The 14,316-nt window shown below is 66.4% G+C and carries 20 protein-coding genes; 16 read left to right on the forward strand and 4 right to left on the reverse strand.

The window, feature by feature from the left end:
- Position 1: 1 nt before the first annotated feature.
- From ACFXHA_RS43580 to ACFXHA_RS43635, 12 genes are all read left to right on the forward strand, one after another.
- Entirely contained in the window at positions 2–268 is a 267-nt protein-coding gene (locus ACFXHA_RS43580) for a hypothetical protein (RefSeq protein WP_379367008.1), read from the forward strand.
- Complete coding sequence (locus ACFXHA_RS43585) at positions 265–681, forward strand: hypothetical protein (RefSeq protein ID WP_379367009.1); 417 nt, start codon at positions 265–267, stop codon at positions 679–681. Before ACFXHA_RS43580 ends, ACFXHA_RS43585 begins: the two co-directional genes overlap by 4 nt.
- Positions 674–1,585, forward strand: a complete 912-nt coding sequence (locus ACFXHA_RS43590) for a DUF6551 family protein (RefSeq protein ID WP_379367011.1) — start codon at positions 674–676, stop codon at positions 1,583–1,585. The genes ACFXHA_RS43585 and ACFXHA_RS43590 overlap by 8 nt, the downstream gene beginning before the upstream one ends.
- Positions 1,582–1,881: a hypothetical protein gene (locus ACFXHA_RS43595; RefSeq protein WP_379367013.1), complete on the forward strand. Its 300-nt coding sequence runs from the start codon at positions 1,582–1,584 to the stop codon at positions 1,879–1,881. Before ACFXHA_RS43590 ends, ACFXHA_RS43595 begins: the two co-directional genes overlap by 4 nt.
- The gene (locus tag ACFXHA_RS43600) at positions 1,878–2,225 is read left to right on the forward strand and encodes a hypothetical protein (RefSeq protein ID WP_379367015.1); all 348 of its coding nucleotides are present in this window, start codon (positions 1,878–1,880) and stop codon (positions 2,223–2,225) included. The genes ACFXHA_RS43595 and ACFXHA_RS43600 overlap by 4 nt, the downstream gene beginning before the upstream one ends.
- Positions 2,222–2,383 carry a hypothetical protein gene (locus ACFXHA_RS43605; RefSeq protein ID WP_379367017.1) on the forward strand — a complete coding sequence of 54 codons (162 nt, stop codon included), beginning with the start codon at positions 2,222–2,224 and terminating at the stop codon, positions 2,381–2,383. The genes ACFXHA_RS43600 and ACFXHA_RS43605 overlap by 4 nt, the downstream gene beginning before the upstream one ends.
- On the forward strand, positions 2,380–2,661 hold the full coding sequence (locus tag ACFXHA_RS43610; protein ID WP_379367019.1) for a hypothetical protein: 282 nt from the start codon (positions 2,380–2,382) through the stop codon (positions 2,659–2,661). The genes ACFXHA_RS43605 and ACFXHA_RS43610 overlap by 4 nt, the downstream gene beginning before the upstream one ends.
- 32 nt (positions 2,662–2,693) lie before the next feature.
- Positions 2,694–2,894, forward strand: coding sequence for a hypothetical protein (locus ACFXHA_RS43615; RefSeq protein WP_379367021.1), 201 nt, complete (start codon positions 2,694–2,696; stop codon positions 2,892–2,894).
- 171 nt (positions 2,895–3,065) lie between these two features.
- Positions 3,066–3,404 carry a hypothetical protein gene (locus ACFXHA_RS43620; protein ID WP_379367023.1) on the forward strand — a complete coding sequence of 113 codons (339 nt, stop codon included), beginning with the start codon at positions 3,066–3,068 and terminating at the stop codon, positions 3,402–3,404.
- Positions 3,405–3,564: 160 nt separating this feature from the next.
- Complete coding sequence (locus ACFXHA_RS43625) at positions 3,565–4,263, forward strand: hypothetical protein (RefSeq protein ID WP_379367025.1); 699 nt, start codon at positions 3,565–3,567, stop codon at positions 4,261–4,263.
- Between the two features lie 391 nt (positions 4,264–4,654).
- The gene (locus ACFXHA_RS43630) at positions 4,655–5,326 is read left to right on the forward strand and encodes a hypothetical protein (RefSeq protein ID WP_379367027.1); all 672 of its coding nucleotides are present in this window, start codon (positions 4,655–4,657) and stop codon (positions 5,324–5,326) included.
- Between the two features lie 5 nt (positions 5,327–5,331).
- Positions 5,332–5,655 (forward strand): hypothetical protein, encoded by a 324-nt coding sequence (locus ACFXHA_RS43635; protein WP_379367029.1) that lies wholly within the window; start codon positions 5,332–5,334, stop codon positions 5,653–5,655.
- A gap of 75 nt (positions 5,656–5,730) precedes the next feature.
- Here ACFXHA_RS43635 and ACFXHA_RS43640 read toward each other — a convergent pair whose 3' ends face one another.
- Entirely contained in the window at positions 5,731–6,507 is a 777-nt protein-coding gene (locus ACFXHA_RS43640) for a TIGR02391 family protein (protein ID WP_379367045.1), read from the reverse strand.
- Between the two features lie 179 nt (positions 6,508–6,686).
- Between ACFXHA_RS43640 and ACFXHA_RS43645 the strand changes: the two genes are divergently transcribed.
- Together ACFXHA_RS43645 and ACFXHA_RS43650 are read left to right on the forward strand one after the other, a co-directional pair.
- Entirely contained in the window at positions 6,687–7,136 is a 450-nt protein-coding gene (locus ACFXHA_RS43645) for a hypothetical protein (protein WP_379367030.1), read from the forward strand.
- 209 nt (positions 7,137–7,345) lie between these two features.
- Positions 7,346–8,428: a nuclease-related domain-containing protein gene (locus ACFXHA_RS43650; protein WP_379367032.1), complete on the forward strand. Its 1,083-nt coding sequence runs from the start codon at positions 7,346–7,348 to the stop codon at positions 8,426–8,428.
- Positions 8,429–8,601: 173 nt separating this feature from the next.
- Here ACFXHA_RS43650 and ACFXHA_RS43655 read toward each other — a convergent pair whose 3' ends face one another.
- Positions 8,602–10,842: a caspase family protein gene (locus ACFXHA_RS43655; protein WP_379367034.1), complete on the reverse strand. Its 2,241-nt coding sequence runs from the start codon at positions 10,840–10,842 to the stop codon at positions 8,602–8,604.
- 163 nt (positions 10,843–11,005) lie between these two features.
- Between ACFXHA_RS43655 and ACFXHA_RS43660 the strand changes: the two genes are divergently transcribed.
- On the forward strand, positions 11,006–11,194 hold the full coding sequence (locus ACFXHA_RS43660; RefSeq protein ID WP_379367036.1) for a hypothetical protein: 189 nt from the start codon (positions 11,006–11,008) through the stop codon (positions 11,192–11,194).
- A gap of 92 nt (positions 11,195–11,286) precedes the next feature.
- A complete protein-coding gene (locus tag ACFXHA_RS43665; protein ID WP_379367038.1) occupies positions 11,287–12,177 on the forward strand; it encodes a hypothetical protein in 891 nt (296 codons plus the stop codon).
- A 28-nt stretch (positions 12,178–12,205) separates the two neighbouring features.
- Here ACFXHA_RS43665 and ACFXHA_RS43670 read toward each other — a convergent pair whose 3' ends face one another.
- Both ACFXHA_RS43670 and ACFXHA_RS43675 read right to left on the reverse strand, forming a co-directional pair.
- Entirely contained in the window at positions 12,206–12,919 is a 714-nt protein-coding gene (locus ACFXHA_RS43670; protein ID WP_379367040.1) for a hypothetical protein, read from the reverse strand.
- Between the two features lie 90 nt (positions 12,920–13,009).
- The gene (locus tag ACFXHA_RS43675) at positions 13,010–14,188 is read right to left on the reverse strand and encodes a hypothetical protein (protein ID WP_379367042.1); all 1,179 of its coding nucleotides are present in this window, start codon (positions 14,186–14,188) and stop codon (positions 13,010–13,012) included.
- Positions 14,189–14,316: the final 128 nt, after the last annotated feature.

Here is a 14,316-nt window from a genome sequence, read left to right on the forward strand (position 1 = left end):
GATGAAATCGCTACGCCGCCAACGCCATCCGCAACCGGCCACCAGCAGGCAACACCAACTGCTGCTGCAACCGGCCCCGGCCGAGTCCGCCGCCGCCGAGCGTGAGCTGCAGACCGGGGCCTGCGCCTGCGGGCTCATGCCGCAGACCCCGGCCTGGGATCTCGCCCCGATCGAGGGCGCTTTCACCCTGCACCTGCACTACATCGACGCCGTCGCCGAACTGCGCCGCACCCAACTCGCCTTCCAGGAACGGAGAAACCAGCGATGAGATTGCTGAACATCTATCTCTACCGCCGCTTCGTGCGCCGCGAAGCCATCCTCGCCCGCACCGAACCCGACACCGTGCGCTGCCACCTCGAGAACGCCTTTGCCGAACCCGATGCGCTGCGCACCGTCGTCCTGCGCGACCGCGTCGGCGGCCCGTGGTGGCTGCTCGGCACGTATGGGCCGATCCGGTACCTCGATATCTCCACCCGCTGCCCGCGCTGCGGGGAACCGCGCGGCGTGCCCCGCCGGCGCGGTCGCACCGACACCTGGACCAACCCGTGCGGGCATCGCGACCGGACCCGTGAGGTCGTCACGGAGGCCGACGCGATCATCCTCGGTGCCCGCCGCGACGCCCAGCTCCAGCGAATCCTCGCCCGCCCCAGCGCTTCCGAGGGAGCCAACCCCCATGCCTGACACCCTCGCGGTCCTCGACTGCCCCGTACTCGAGCTGCCCCTCGCCCCCGACCCCGGCGAACAGATCGTCTACGTCGCCCCGGTCTCGGTGCGCGCACTGTTCGTCGACGACACCTACCAGCGCGAGCTCGACGAGCCGCGCGCGAAAAAGATGGCCCACGAATGGGATCCGCGCCTGGCCGGTGTCATCGACATCTCCGACCGCGGCACCACCGCCGCGGGTACCGGGGGCCGCTACGCCATCATCAACGGCCAGCACCGATGGGCGGCCGCCACACTGCTCAACCCGGACATGATCCTGGTCGCCAACGTCCACACCGGCCTGGACCTGGCCGACGAGGCCCGCCTGTTCTACGAGATCGACGCCCGCACCCGCCGACTGACCGGCTGGGACCGGTGGAAATCGCGCCGCGGCGCGGGCGATCCGGCGGTACTGGCGATCGAGACCGTCGTCGCCGAGGTAGGGCTGCGCGTGGACCAGGCCCCCAAAGACGGCAACATCCGCTGCGTCTCCACCTTGGAGAAGGTGCTCGGTGTCGGCGGTGAGCTGCTGGTGGAGAACACGCTGCGGCTGATCGTCGAAGTCTGGGGCCACCGCCTCGACGCTGTCGACGCGCCCCTGATCGCCGGGATGGCGCAGATCCTGCACAGCTACGAGGACCAGCTCGATCACGAACGCCTCGGCGACGTGCTGCTCGACCTGGCGCCGCGGCAGATCAAGGCCCGCGCCCTGGCCTTGCGGGAGACCGAAACCGGACAGGTCGGCAAGCTGGCCGCCCTGGTGATGATCGGCGCCTACAACTCCGCCCGCGGCCCCAAACTCGACCGCACCCAGCTCGGCCGCCGCCCCGCGATCGCGAAAAACCAGCGGCACACCACCTCCGGGAAGGACAGCGCCCGATGAGCGCCCTCGAATCCGTCGAATACCTCCTCGCCCACCTCGATTTCGACCACGACCCGCCCTGCGACGGCAACCATCACGGCGCCCAGGTCCGCCCGGCCGCGCGATTCCGCTGTGACCAGCACGGGTGCGACGTCTTCCTCTACTGCGCCAGCTGCGAGCACCGCGAACGCACGCAGATCGAGCAGACCCTCGCCGCCGGCGGCACCCTGACCTGCATCCACTGCGCCCAGGATTTCGAGTCGTTCACCGAATGCGTGCAGGTCGCGCCGATTCCACCGTCAGGAGGTGCTCGATGACGTCGACAACGCCGGCGGTGAACCTCGAGCTGGTCTCGCGGATGCCGTGGCTGCTGCCCGAACCCGAATCGATCTGGTGCATCACCGGCACCTACGGCCACGGCCGCGGTCAGTTCCGCGGCATCCTGGCCATGGTCGCACCGTTCGACACCACCGACGGGCACGTGCTGTTCATCCCGATCCACCCCTGCCTGCACGAGGATCCGACCTCACCGTTCCGGTGCATCGCGCCGAATCAGATCTCCCACGCGCACCGGCTGGTCCTGGTGGACGCCGAACGGCCCCACCTGGCGTACTTCCTGGCCGAGCAGGACCTCGTCGACTGCGGTCGGGAGGAGCGATGAAGCGGGGCACCACATTGGAATGCCTGTGCGGCGCACATCTGAACGAAGTCGACACCGACGGCGGCCTGGCCCTCGTGTGCCCCGACTGCGGTGCCGCGGAGAACTGGCCGGAACACCTCACCGAGTCCACCAACCAGCGCCGCGAGGAAGTGGCATGACTAGCGCCGAACCCGCGCCCTCCAGCCTTGAGGAGGAGTGGCTGGTCACCCTCACCGGGCCGGTCGGCAACACCTACGTGTGCCTGACGTGCACCGCCGCCGAAGCTGCGGCGTACGTGCGGCTGGTCCGTGCGGTCGCGGCCACGATCACCGACGACACCCAGCCCGGCATCCGAGTCCAGCCCCTCGACGATGCCGGCCCCACCGAACGTGCGCGCCTGATCTATGCCGACCGGGCACGCTTGCGGGCCGCGCTGAACTACCGACGCACGGCCTGACCACTGATCCACCGATTCAAGGAGATCCGAGAATGCGCGCCACCGTCTATCCGCCCTACCCGTCGTTCGACGGTCCACCACCCATCCATCAGCGGCCCACCACGAACATTCCCGCAGCCTCGCGCAGCGAGGATGCCACCGCCGTGGTGGTGGCTGTCGTGAGCATCGTCGCGGCCGCCGCGTTCGTCGCCGGATTCCTGCTCGGCTGGCAGGAGCGAGAAGCGCGACCGTGAACGCGGGTCGCCCCGGCGTGAACCCGGGGCGCCCCTTCCCCACTCGGCCAATTCATAGACTGTCGACAGTCTGGACTGTTAGACTGTTGTAAATCGACGGACCGGATCAGCGGGTCGGACATCGTGAACATGCCCGACCCGCTCCCACCGAGACGAAAAGGGCCCCCACCCATGCGCGACTACTCCGAAACCACCGTCCGCACCCTGCTCGGCCTCCCCGCGGACGACCACCGCATCACCCTCCGTATCGACACCGACGGCCGCGAATTCCGCGACACCTGGTGCGACGTGCAACCCGACGAGCCCGCCGCCGTGCACGTCACCTACTGGCGCGCCACCGGCACCACCCCCGACCCCGAATGGGACGAGATCACCCCCACCTACAGCTGGAATGTCGCCGCCGCCCAGATCGCCGCCATCCTCACCGACCCCACCGTCAACCCCGACGCCGAAATCCCCATCGTCGTCAACAGCTGGTACCTGCTCTACGCGCTCAAAGACGCCGCGTGACAGGCCTCGGCCGAGAACCCGGCACGACACCCTGACACCCTCCAGGCCCAGTGTCGCCCGGCTGCATAAGCGGGCGACACCGGTCAGCAACCCGACATCCCGACACGGAATCCACTGTTCGGCAGCACCTCTCTATGGACATCGTCGGCCGAAGGAAGCCATGACCATGCGCACGATCGAGCACACCCAGCCCGGCCCCGTCCTGCTGGTGCTGCATATCTCCGCCGGAACGGTGACCGTCACCGCGGACCCTGAATTCACCACGGCCGCTCTGACATTGGCGCCACTCACCGACGGCGACACCACCGCCGAACGCGCCGCCGCCAGCACCACGGTGTCGCACCGCGGCGCCCGCCTCGACGTCCGAGTCCCCGCCACCCCGACCGCTCCCCAGGTGATCGGGCTCTCGCTTCCCGGACTGACCATCACCGGCGGCACCGTCGTCGCGGGCACCATCGGCGGCCACGGCAATAGCGGCAAGGTCACCCTCGGCCCGACCGGGCTCGCCACCACCAGCGGCGCCGGCCTGGCCGCCGACGTCCGCCTCCCGGCCGGATCCACCGTGCGCATCACCGCCGACTCGGCCGCTGTGATCCTCGACGGCCCGCTCGCCGACGCCGAAGTCGTCACCACCTCTGGATCGGTCGACATCACCGGCGCCGCCGATGTCTTCGCCTCCACCGACTCCGGCGCGATCCACCTGTACGTGCCGACCGGCGGCCGCGCCTACGCCCGCACCGGCAGTGGCAGCATCGACATCACCACCGCGCCCGACGTTCCCGCTAATGCCCTCGACGTGGCCTCCCGCACCGGCCGCATCCGCATACGACCCACCCCGGGCCCCGCCAGCGAACTGTAGGGCGCCCGCTCTACCCCGCCCGGAATCCGGGCGGGGTCGACGCCTGTCTCTGGGTTGCTACCTCCGCGCGGGGGCATGGTGCAAAAGGTGTGTCGGAATTTCTCGGCGGTTGCCGCCACCTGCCTCGGCGGTCACGCGCGGCTCGCCGTGTTGCTGAACTGTGTCGGCGAGACCGAACGCGCCGCCGCCGACCTGCTTCATCGGCCGACCATCCGAGACCGGGTCGAAGCGGAGGAATCCGTACAACTAACAGCGCCACACCTCTTGCACCATCGGGCCGCACCCGCCCTCGCGGCCGCTGGAATTCGTTGGGCTGCACCGGTCTCGACACAGGTGCGCGCAGCAATTGCTGCGATGGACTGACAACAGTCTGACAGTCTATGCTGTCGGCATGACGCGGAGACTGGTGGTGGGGATCCTCAAAGGTGGGGCCGGCAAATCCACCTCGGCCTCCCAGCTAGCCATCTGGCTGGCCATGCTGGGCCTGGGCCCGGTGCTGGCCGGAGACGCCGACACCGACCAGACGACCTACGAATGGATGATGGCCGTCCGCGACAAACTGCAGGAGATGTCGAACGGGGATCCGAAGTCGAGGATCGATCCGGTCGACCTGACCCACGGCCGCACCCGGCGCCTGCACGAGCTCGAACGGACCTACCCGTTCTCGGTCATCGACATCGAGCCCAAACGTGAAGAGCTGCTGCGCGAAGCGCTCTGGCGCCCCGACAAACAGCCCACCGATCTGATCATGCCGATGAAGCCCTACCCGCCGGACGTGCGGAAGGTGCCGCAGACGATCGCCCTGGCCCAAGAGGTGGATCAGCACAACCCGGTGCACCCGCGGGCGCTGCTGGTGCAGGTCCGCCTCGGCACGAGCCATGCCCGCGACATGCCGGAGATGCTGGACGACAACGGGATCCCGCGCTTCAAGACGCTGATCACCCTCAAAGAGTCCATCGGCTACAGCCTCAACACCACCTTCGTCGACAACGGCTACGCCGACGTACTCGAGGAGCTCGGCATCACCAACTTGAAGCCGCCCAAAGCAGCAGGAAAGGATTAACCCCCATGGCTGACCGCAGCACCCGCGCTTCGGCGCTGCACGATGCGCTCAACAGCGGAGCGAAGATAGCCCCTGCGCAGACCCCGACGACCGACAAGTCCGACTGGCTGACCTGGACGCTGAAGATGCCGCCCCAGCAGGCCGACGACTGGGACGCCCTGGTCACCAAGCTCGCCGCCGAGACCGGCCGCCGGGTGCGCCGCGGCGGCCGCTCCGACAACGGCGTCAACCGCCGCGACATGGTCGAAGCCCTCGTCGACCTCGCCGAGCACGACCGCGAGGTGTGGGACAAGCTGGTCGACAAGATCCGCTTCTGGCAGTCCAGGTAAACCCGCAGACCCTGCCATCCGCTGTGAGGCCCGGAAGCGCATGCTCCGGGCCTCACAGCTGTCAGCGCCCGGCGACTACTCTCCCCCACCACCTGGCAGCTCAGCTTCCACCAGCTCGGCCTCGTCGATCCAGCGGGCGAACAGGCTCAGCGCGCACAGCCGCTCCAGCGCCACCTGCTCGTCCAGCTCCAGTTCGTCATTCGGCAAGTGCCCGACCGGATTGCGGATCGCCGCGAAGCACCCGCCGCCGAACTCCATCACCCCGCGCCGCATCGATTCAGCGGTCTGCTCATTGCTGATGCCCGGGTACCGCAACCGGGGCTTCCCCGGCTTGGGGTCCTGATCGGTGAACGCCTGCTTGACCAAGTCGGACTCGGAGACGTCGCGGCGACCGACCTTCGCCTGCAGAAGCGAATTGACCGCCTTGGAGGCCGCCAGTACCGCCTCGTGGCGATGCCCGGTCGACCACTGTGCCGACGCGGCCTTCCAGATCAAGGGATGCAGTGCCGAGGCCGTGATCCGCGGAGAGGTGTCGGCGCCGCCGAGCCGCGCGATGACCTCGACATGATTGGCCAACCGCGCCAGCAGCCGGCGCGCGGCATCACGTTCGGCCTTGAACTCATCGTTGCTGCTGCGACTGTTCTCCGACTGCCACTCCGGATACAAGCGAGTCAGGATCGGCCGCACGGTCTCGGCCATCGCGATCGTCGCCTCGCGCCCGCACTGCGGTGCGGTCTGGGTGGTTATGACGCCATCGCCGGATTGATTGACCGGCTTGGTCTTCGCGACGAAATCCTCGAGCTGCTGCTGGACCCAGTCGACATCGATTCCCTCAAGGTTCACGCCGGCCATCTTCACACGCCGAGCCGACATCGCAGGCCGCACTGAAGAGGCCCCACCTGTGCGGCGCGCCCGGTCCAGGCGGCGGGAATTGACACGTCACGTGCGGCAACTAAGACAACTCTAGACTGTCAACAGTCTGGAAGGCTAGACTGTTGACAGTTGGATTCTGTCGATCTGGGAGGACCGCCATGACGCACATCAAGCCCGCGAACATCCGCACCCCGCAAGCCTTTTGGGCATTCCTCGGCCGCAGGATCACACGCCAGCCCGGCCAGCTTCTGGCCCACGTCCTCCGCGCACCCCTCCCGTTCCTGGGCATGTTCATCGCCGCGGCCGCCATGCAGATCGCCCTGATACTGACCCTCGGCCATGCTCCCGCCGACAGCCTCATGCCCACCACCGTCGCCGCCCCGCACGGGACCTGCGTCATGTTCTGCACCCACTCCGAACCCGGACCCGACAACCTCGCAGATGGGCAGCCAGGCGGCGCGGCCGCCATCGCCCACCAGACACCCGCCGGTGCAACCTCGACCGGCACCTGCTGGATGTTCTGCTCCGCCCCCACCGGCTCCGGCGTACTCGCCTCCGCCTCGGGAACACCCAGCGCCAGCACCATCCCCTGGCGGATGGATCTTTAGTGCCGCACCGGGATTTCGCCCTCACCAGCACAGAACTCGCGGCGAGCACCGTCGACCGCGACTTGTCGTCCCGGTGTTTACTTCACCGATTCGGCACAAAACGAGACCATGAGAACCGTTGCACCACAGCAAGATCGGCGGACGTGCCGGTGGACTCGCACATCACGGAGCCGCCGCGCCAAGAGCGAGGGGACAGGGGGACGATCAGCATGCTGATCCTCAACGGTGATCGGCCGAAGATGTCAGGCGCGGAGCGCACCGTGCTCGGCTGGCTGCAGTCCAGCACCATTCCGGGACTCGCGATCTCCGGATGCCATGTGCCCGACCGCGACGGCCGCCACAGCCAGGAAGCCGACCTGGTGATCTTCACCCCCGAAACCCTCCTGTGCATCGAGGTCAAAGGCATCCTCCAGCGCTACTCCAGCGGCATACTCTCGTGCGCGGTGAACAACCGCTGGCAGCTGGCCGGCACCATCGGCGACCCCATCCATGTCCGGAGCGGCGACACCAACCCCCTCGAACAGCTGGCCGGCGTCACCTACGGCCTCAAACACCTCGCCGCCCAAACCACCGGCCAAGAGATCTTCGTACAAGGTCTGGTGCTGATCATGTCCAACGCTGGGACCATCACCCTGGACAAGGGACCGATCCCGATGCCGACCGGCCGCGACGTGCTCCTCGGCGACACCTCCTCCGATCTGACGAACTGGCTGACCGGCACCACCCGCCGCCGCCCCCAAATCTGGACCGCCGAACGGATACTCGGTGTGCTCGCCGCCCTCGGCCTGGCCGACGCCGTCACCCACGCCGACCTCATCGAGGCGGGCTTCCCTGCCTCCCCCGCGCCAGAAACGAACGACGAGGCCATCGTCGTGGACCTCTTCCCTACCCCGACCGCCGAACCGCCTCGCCCAGCCGCCCCGCTGCCCCGCCCGACCCGACGCAGCACTCAGCAGGATCTTGGTCGCTCCCAAACGCAGTCCCGAAGCGAAGCGGGAATTCCCGTCTTCTACGACCCTGCGCGCGAGACTGGCCGCCGCCCCGCACCCATCCGTTCCGCAGTCCTGGCCGGGGCTGCCCTCTGCCTGTTCACGGGTGGCGCCTGGATCCTGGGAAACACCGCCGCCCACGGCCACTCCCCGCGCAGCACGGTGGTCACGCAATCCACCACGCAGACCCCTGGGGAACCTGTAGTACCCGCACCTGTGGTTCCGACAGCCACCGCTGCGCCTCTGTTCACCGTCCCTGCCCAGACGGCCAAGCCCTGCTACCCCTTCCAACCTGGATGCTGACCTGCCCAATACCGGCATCTGGGCTTGTGATGAGAGCGGCGTGCCCGTCCCCATGGTCGGCTTTTCCTACGTTGGTTCGCCCTATGTGGGTCGACCCAGCCGCTTAAGAAGAACAGGAAACGAGAACACCATCAATCAGAATGTGCTGTGTGAGCCGTCGGACACCGATTCGGTCATGGCAGCTGCTGACCAGTTTCCAACGTTGCAGCCCACGGGTGGGATCGGCGCAACTCGGCCCAGCGAGCTTCGATCGTCCTCACGGAGACATTGCCTACCATTTGGGCGATTTCGGCGTTCGTGTAGCCGGAGAGATTGCCCCACAAGATCATTCGATCCCGTTCGGGGAGATCTTGTAGGTCTTGTTCGCCTACCGCCTGAGTAATGGTGTCGTGCAGGATGTCCTCGGTCGAACTCACCACGGTGACCAGCGCCGAAGGATACGTCTCCCGGAGCTTTGTCATCTGGTCGGTCACACGGCGGTGCGCTCGGAATTGCTGTGCCAACGCCAGAACGCATCGGTTGACGAAATCAGAGTTCAGGCTTGTGTCCCTTGCCAGACGCCAACTCCGGGGCGTGTCCAATTCGGCCCGAAGCTCGTGCAGTGCTTGGACAATCGCCATGCGGATGAGGTCTTCGCGTAGCTTCCGATCGGAGAGAAGTTGGTCCAGTTCAGCTTGGGACGGCGTAATGCCCGGGATCCCAAGTTGAGCAGCCACCACGAAGATATACCCGCTCTGCAGCCATGCCTTCAAAACGGCTGTGGCATAGCGGGCCAGGGCCCCGGACAGCATCTCCCAGGCGACGCTGTCACCTCCGGCAACCGCGAGAAGAAGAGCCACATCGGCATCGCTGCGTTGCATACGGTTGTTGAGCTCGGCGCGCGACAGCGCAGCCTCCCATGCGTCCCACCCGGTGTTCTGGGCCGAGCCGAAGATCGTGAACAGCGTCTTCAGCCGGTCAGAGGTGATTCTCCGTCCTTGACCGATTTCGGCGATAACGCTGCGGCTCAGCGGAGAGAGATCGTTGTCTTCGGCGATCGCGGCGGCGGCCGCCCGGATCGTCAGGCCGGCGGCCTCGCGCTCGCGCGTCAGCTCCGCCCCGAGCTCGGCGAACGACGTGACCGCAGCCAGGCTTTCCTCGGTCACACGTTCGCTGCGATAGGCGGGGTTCGTGCACAGCACCTGCGATTCGATGATTTCGCGCCCGGACATATGCGGAGCCGGAAGACCCTGCGCCGCTAGACGTTCGCGAAGTGCCGCGTAGATGGCACCAACGGTGAGGTAGCGGCCTGCGCCCTCGACACCCTCGGCGAGGATCGAGAGCAGTGTCCCGGTGAAACTGGTGTAGGGGGAATCCTTGGGTGCCATCGCCGCGGAGTACGGTCCGGTGGAAGCGATCACCGCGGTCCCCATGCCGAGTCTTGTCAGCCCCGACAGTGGGCCCATCAGCTCGTCCACGGCGCGGCCGGAGAAGCAGCAGTCCAGAATGACAAGCCGATGCTGCGCCCGGCTTTGAATGACTTCGCGGCGGATCTGTTCGTATCGGATCCCGGTTAGGTCAGCATGATTGGGTGAGGTATCCCCGATGGCCAGCACCAGCTCGCCGTAATCGGTAACCAGGCCGTGGCCAGCGTAGTAGAGCAGAAAAAGGTCCTCGGCTTGATCCGCCTGCCGAAGCCCACGGTAGAGGTCGAACCTGCTCGGGTCTTCCAGAACAGTGATGTGGTCGCCGCTGACGGGCCCTCCAGGTCGACCCAACTGCTCGGTCAGCCCAGAGAGCCCGCGTCCGACACTGGGGAGATCAGGCAGGGCCGGGTCTTCGAAACGCGACGCGCCGATCAGCGTTGCGTAGGACGTGCGCAGCTCCGGAAGAACAGAGTCCCGCTCGCCGTCGATGACCAGATCCACCACCGACTCGGGTGCGTACACCGGTGCCCAAGCGGCGGCGGCGGACAGGAAGGCCGACTTTCCAGTACTCGTGTGGGCGACGATGTGTGGGCGTTCACGGTAGACCGCCGGCAAGTTCGGCATCGCGTCGCGCCCGCCGTCGGAGTGCTTCGCCTCGATCAGCATGACGGTCGGCAACACAGGGGTTAGGTCGTGGTGTTGCCATGCACGTTCCCAAAGTCCGTTGAGTTCGTCGAGGATTTCGTCCTCACTGCGGCGGGCGTGGCGATTCTGAGAGTGCAGCCAGTCCACCACCGAGAACAACAAGTCGCCATTGGCAGGTAAAGAGTTACCGATCAGCAGCTTGTGAACGGTGGTGTGACTGCATGATTCGCCCCGCGAGGTCAGCGCTTCGGCGATCTTCCGCATCGGCGGGCTGCCTGCCGAGGCGTGAATACGGTGCACAAACACCATGAGGTCGCGATATGGACCCTCCGGCAGGTCGGGGAAACGCAGTCGGCGCGGCACTGTCCATCCTCCCAACAAGATTCGAGGCCAGAGTGGTCATGGTCCTGGTTTGTAAATCTATATCAAGTCCATGTCCTCGATACGGCACAATCATGGTATCGGCCGGGCGTTCCGCGACGCCACCGAAAGGCCGCCAGGCACACGGCAATACGGAAGCCCAACCATGACCACCACCATCAAGATCTTGCTGATCGTGATCGCGGTACTTTTCGGGATCATCGTCGGCCTCGTCACCGGCATGCTGTCCAAATCCGGCGGAACGCCGGCCGGTCTGGCGGTCCGGCACGGCGGCATCGCCTTCGGCGGCTCGGTGACCCTGAGCATCGGACTGCTCACCTTCGCCGCTCACTAGCCTGGCACCCCCCGGCGATCACGATGGCCTCCAACAACATCGGCGAACCGGCACGGTCACCGACCCGTGCCGGCGGGATACGGCGCGGCCGCATGGCCGAAGCCGCCTTCACCCGCATCGGCAATGACGTCTGCCGCGACACACGACTGTCGCTGAAAGCCCGCGGCCTGTTCGCTCTGCTGTCCACCCACGCCGACGGTTTCCAGGTCAGCGTGACCAGACTCGCTACCAGACTCGACGGCCGCGAAGCCGTCATGTCTGCGCTCGCAGAACTGGAGCGCTACGGCTACCTGACCCGCCGCCGGATCCGCACCGCCGACGGCCGACTCGGCGCGGCGGAGTACTACATCACCGACTCCCCAGACCCGGACCACAACGCCGACACCTCCGCGGAACCCAGCTCGCCTCGTCCAACTGCTCGCAAGGGAAAACGCCCATCGACTCCAGAGTCGGATTTCCCGATGCTGGAGTCACCGGCACCGAACACCACCGAAGAAACACCGCGCTCGTCACCCCGGCAATCGCACTCCTCCGTCATGCCGCTCCCCTCCTCTGCCGGCGCACGGATTCTGCAGAACCTTCGGGTCGCCGGAAAGCCGGTGCCCGCCGCGGTGATCGCCGCGCATTCCGACCGGATCGACGACCTGCTGCGTTCGTGGCCCGAACAGGCACTCATCGCCCACCTCGGGGCCGAGTGCGCTGGGGCTGGCGTGAGGAATCCGATCGGCCTGCTCATATGGCAAATCAATCAAATGCCGGCGATGCCAACCAAGAAGGTCTGCGCGGCGCTCGAAGAGCCGACACCACGACAGCCGTGCATCGACTGCGGCAGTCCCCGCCCCGGTGGGATGCTCACCGTGACCCGCAATGGCGTCGAAGCCGCGCAGCCCTGCCCCCGCTGCAACCACCGTGCCACCGGATCCAATCACCTGATCGAAGAACCAACCGGATCGCCTAAGCAGACGAAGGAAAGATCTGCGTAGTATCGGCGAGTTTCTTCCTATGTGTGGATTATTTCTTTCCGGTACGCGCACGGCTGGCCCGCATCCGACAGGCACCCGAACATGTTTTTCGAGGCCGACCGGTGCCAGGCTGGGCAATCGGCTCGCCGCACACCACGCAGCAACTGCTGTCCCGCAGTACCGCGGCGCCCGATCGACCCTGTTGTGACAAAACTCCGTCCGCCGGCTCGGTCCTGCGTGACGAAACTTCACGGGCGGGGGAAGAATCCGCGCGCACCGCGATCTCGGACCAGGACACACCCGGTGTCTCGGAACCCGAGATGGAACTGCCGACCGTGCCGCCGTCATCGCCCGCTGCGGCCGCCGGCACCGCAGCGACACCGAGCTCGATCTCCGGCGCGGCGTCCAGGTCCTCGAGGGTGATAGTCAGGCGCGGATTCTCGCGGTCGACAATGATGCGCTGGCTGGTCTCCACCACGTGCGCGGAATGGTCGTCGGGCAACACCCCGATGGCCACCAGGGCGTCGAGTGCGGCCTTCAGGAACGGCCCCAAAGCATCCGAGTCCCGCCGCCGCGCATCAGGGGCGTACCAGGTGACACTCACCCGAGTCCGGTTGAGCCGCAGACCTTTCCGAAGCTGCTCACGTGCCCGCCAACCCACCTCGGCGGCGGCCTCGGCCTTAGCCTTGCGCACCGTTGTCCAGTGCATTCGTCGCTGATCATTGGAAGTCATCGGCGGTCGACGCAGCGGCAGCGTGACCACATGAACACCAGTCCGGACTGCCAGACTGCCGCAAGTCCGGACTGTCGAACTGCCGTTACCGTCTCCGCTGGTCATGCCCAGTTCACCCGCCTACTCGGACTGGTCGATCGGCTGGCGACCAGTGAGCGCGTACGCCTCCCGCAGCATCTCCTGGGTGTTCTTGACGATCCCCTGGTAGTACTCGTGCAGCTCCTTGATCTCACGCCGGTGCTGCTCGCTGCGCGCCTCCTCCTTCGTATCCCGCCGGGCGAGCTGCTCGCTCAGCTGCTTCACCTGATTGCGCAACCCCTCCGCCTCCCCCTGCGCGCGAGTGTTGGCAGCCTGCGCTGCGGCGATCTTCTCCTCCGCCTCCCGATGGGTCTCCTCCGCTTGATGGAGGACGGTGTCGATCGCCTCGTTGGCCTCCGCCTGGACCTGCTGAACCTTCACACGGGCCTCCTCGACCTCCGCCTTGGCCCGTGCGACCGCGGAGTCCGACTCCTGCCGGGCCTTCCTCATCTCGGCCACGGCGTTGTCGCGCTCGATGGCCATCTTGCGGCGGGCCTCGACGTGCTCGGCGCTACTTTCTTCCGCGATTCGGCGTGCGGTCTCAGCCCGCGCGATCTTTTCCGCGGCACTGGCATTGACCTCGATCACCTCTTGCTCGGCAGCGCCGGCGGCTCCCGCCGCGGCCAGTGCCGCGACAACCTGCGGCGCGAGCGTCTCGGCAGAGTGCGTGATCGCCTTCGCGGCAATCTCGAACTGTGCGACGAGACGATCGACTCGCGACACAGCTTCGGAGACCAGAACGGGCTGCTCAGAAGCGTTTTCGCGGATAGTCGGGGAAGGTTGAAAGTCTGGACTGCTAGCAGTCTGGACGGCTGAAATGCTGGCAGAGAGCTGTTCGTGCAACTGCAGCTCCTCAGAATCCGGCTCAGACTCGGGGGGCGGCGTGAACGGGAGCTCCGGGACGGGCGTCAGGGTACGCTCGCGTCGTACGGCAGGGCTCGGCGGGGAAGCCGCCTCCCGTTCGGCGGCCATGCGCTTCACATCTGCAGTGGTGAGGCCGAAGCGCTCGCGAGCAAGTGCCGCATTCTTTCCCGTGTGCCGTATTCCGTCCACGACCTGGTCGCAATACTTCGGTTTCGAACCCAGGACGTGCTTGACGATCACCGCATTGGGGCACAGATGCTCCCGAGACGTCGGAAATGTGCACCATCCAGCCTGCTCACCAGGGGGAATGCGGTCCTCCAGCGGTACCCGGACACGCCCGTAGTTCTCCACCATCACGCCTCACATCCTTCCGTCTGATATCGTACCTTCCCGATGAATCCTACCAGAAAAAAGGGAAGAAAGGAAGGGAAAGAATGAGAAGGAAAGAAGAAAAGAAAAGTAAGTACAGAAAGAACTGTTCTTTC

The organism is Nocardia sp. NPDC059240, from assembly GCF_042753865.1.
Lineage (GTDB): Bacteria > Actinomycetota > Actinomycetes > Mycobacteriales > Mycobacteriaceae > Nocardia.

Excerpts from the sequence above, each read along its gene's own strand:
- ACFXHA_RS43615 (WP_379367021.1), top strand. The coding sequence starts at position 2,694 with ATGCGCGCCACCGTCTATCCGCCCTACCCGTCGTTCGACGGTCCACCA.
- ACFXHA_RS43610 (WP_379367019.1), top strand. The coding sequence starts at position 2,380 with ATGACTAGCGCCGAACCCGCGCCCTCCAGCCTTGAGGAGGAGTGGCTG.
- ACFXHA_RS43595 (WP_379367013.1), top strand. The coding sequence starts at position 1,582 with ATGAGCGCCCTCGAATCCGTCGAATACCTCCTCGCCCACCTCGATTTC.
- ACFXHA_RS43665 (WP_379367038.1), top strand. The coding sequence starts at position 11,287 with ATGGCCGAAGCCGCCTTCACCCGCATCGGCAATGACGTCTGCCGCGAC.
- ACFXHA_RS43605 (WP_379367017.1), top strand. The coding sequence starts at position 2,222 with ATGAAGCGGGGCACCACATTGGAATGCCTGTGCGGCGCACATCTGAAC.
- ACFXHA_RS43580 (WP_379367008.1), top strand. The coding sequence starts at position 2 with ATGAAATCGCTACGCCGCCAACGCCATCCGCAACCGGCCACCAGCAGG.
- ACFXHA_RS43590 (WP_379367011.1), top strand. The coding sequence starts at position 674 with ATGCCTGACACCCTCGCGGTCCTCGACTGCCCCGTACTCGAGCTGCCC.
- ACFXHA_RS43630 (WP_379367027.1), top strand. The coding sequence starts at position 4,655 with ATGACGCGGAGACTGGTGGTGGGGATCCTCAAAGGTGGGGCCGGCAAA.
- ACFXHA_RS43650 (WP_379367032.1), top strand. The coding sequence starts at position 7,346 with ATGCTGATCCTCAACGGTGATCGGCCGAAGATGTCAGGCGCGGAGCGC.
- ACFXHA_RS43625 (WP_379367025.1), top strand. The coding sequence starts at position 3,565 with ATGACCATGCGCACGATCGAGCACACCCAGCCCGGCCCCGTCCTGCTG.
- ACFXHA_RS43620 (WP_379367023.1), top strand. The coding sequence starts at position 3,066 with ATGCGCGACTACTCCGAAACCACCGTCCGCACCCTGCTCGGCCTCCCC.
- ACFXHA_RS43635 (WP_379367029.1), top strand. The coding sequence starts at position 5,332 with ATGGCTGACCGCAGCACCCGCGCTTCGGCGCTGCACGATGCGCTCAAC.
- ACFXHA_RS43660 (WP_379367036.1), top strand. The coding sequence starts at position 11,006 with ATGACCACCACCATCAAGATCTTGCTGATCGTGATCGCGGTACTTTTC.
- ACFXHA_RS43645 (WP_379367030.1), top strand. The coding sequence starts at position 6,687 with ATGACGCACATCAAGCCCGCGAACATCCGCACCCCGCAAGCCTTTTGG.
- ACFXHA_RS43640 (WP_379367045.1), bottom strand. The coding sequence starts at position 6,507 with ATGGCCGGCGTGAACCTTGAGGGAATCGATGTCGACTGGGTCCAGCAG.
- ACFXHA_RS43600 (WP_379367015.1), top strand. The coding sequence starts at position 1,878 with ATGACGTCGACAACGCCGGCGGTGAACCTCGAGCTGGTCTCGCGGATG.
- ACFXHA_RS43585 (WP_379367009.1), top strand. The coding sequence starts at position 265 with ATGAGATTGCTGAACATCTATCTCTACCGCCGCTTCGTGCGCCGCGAA.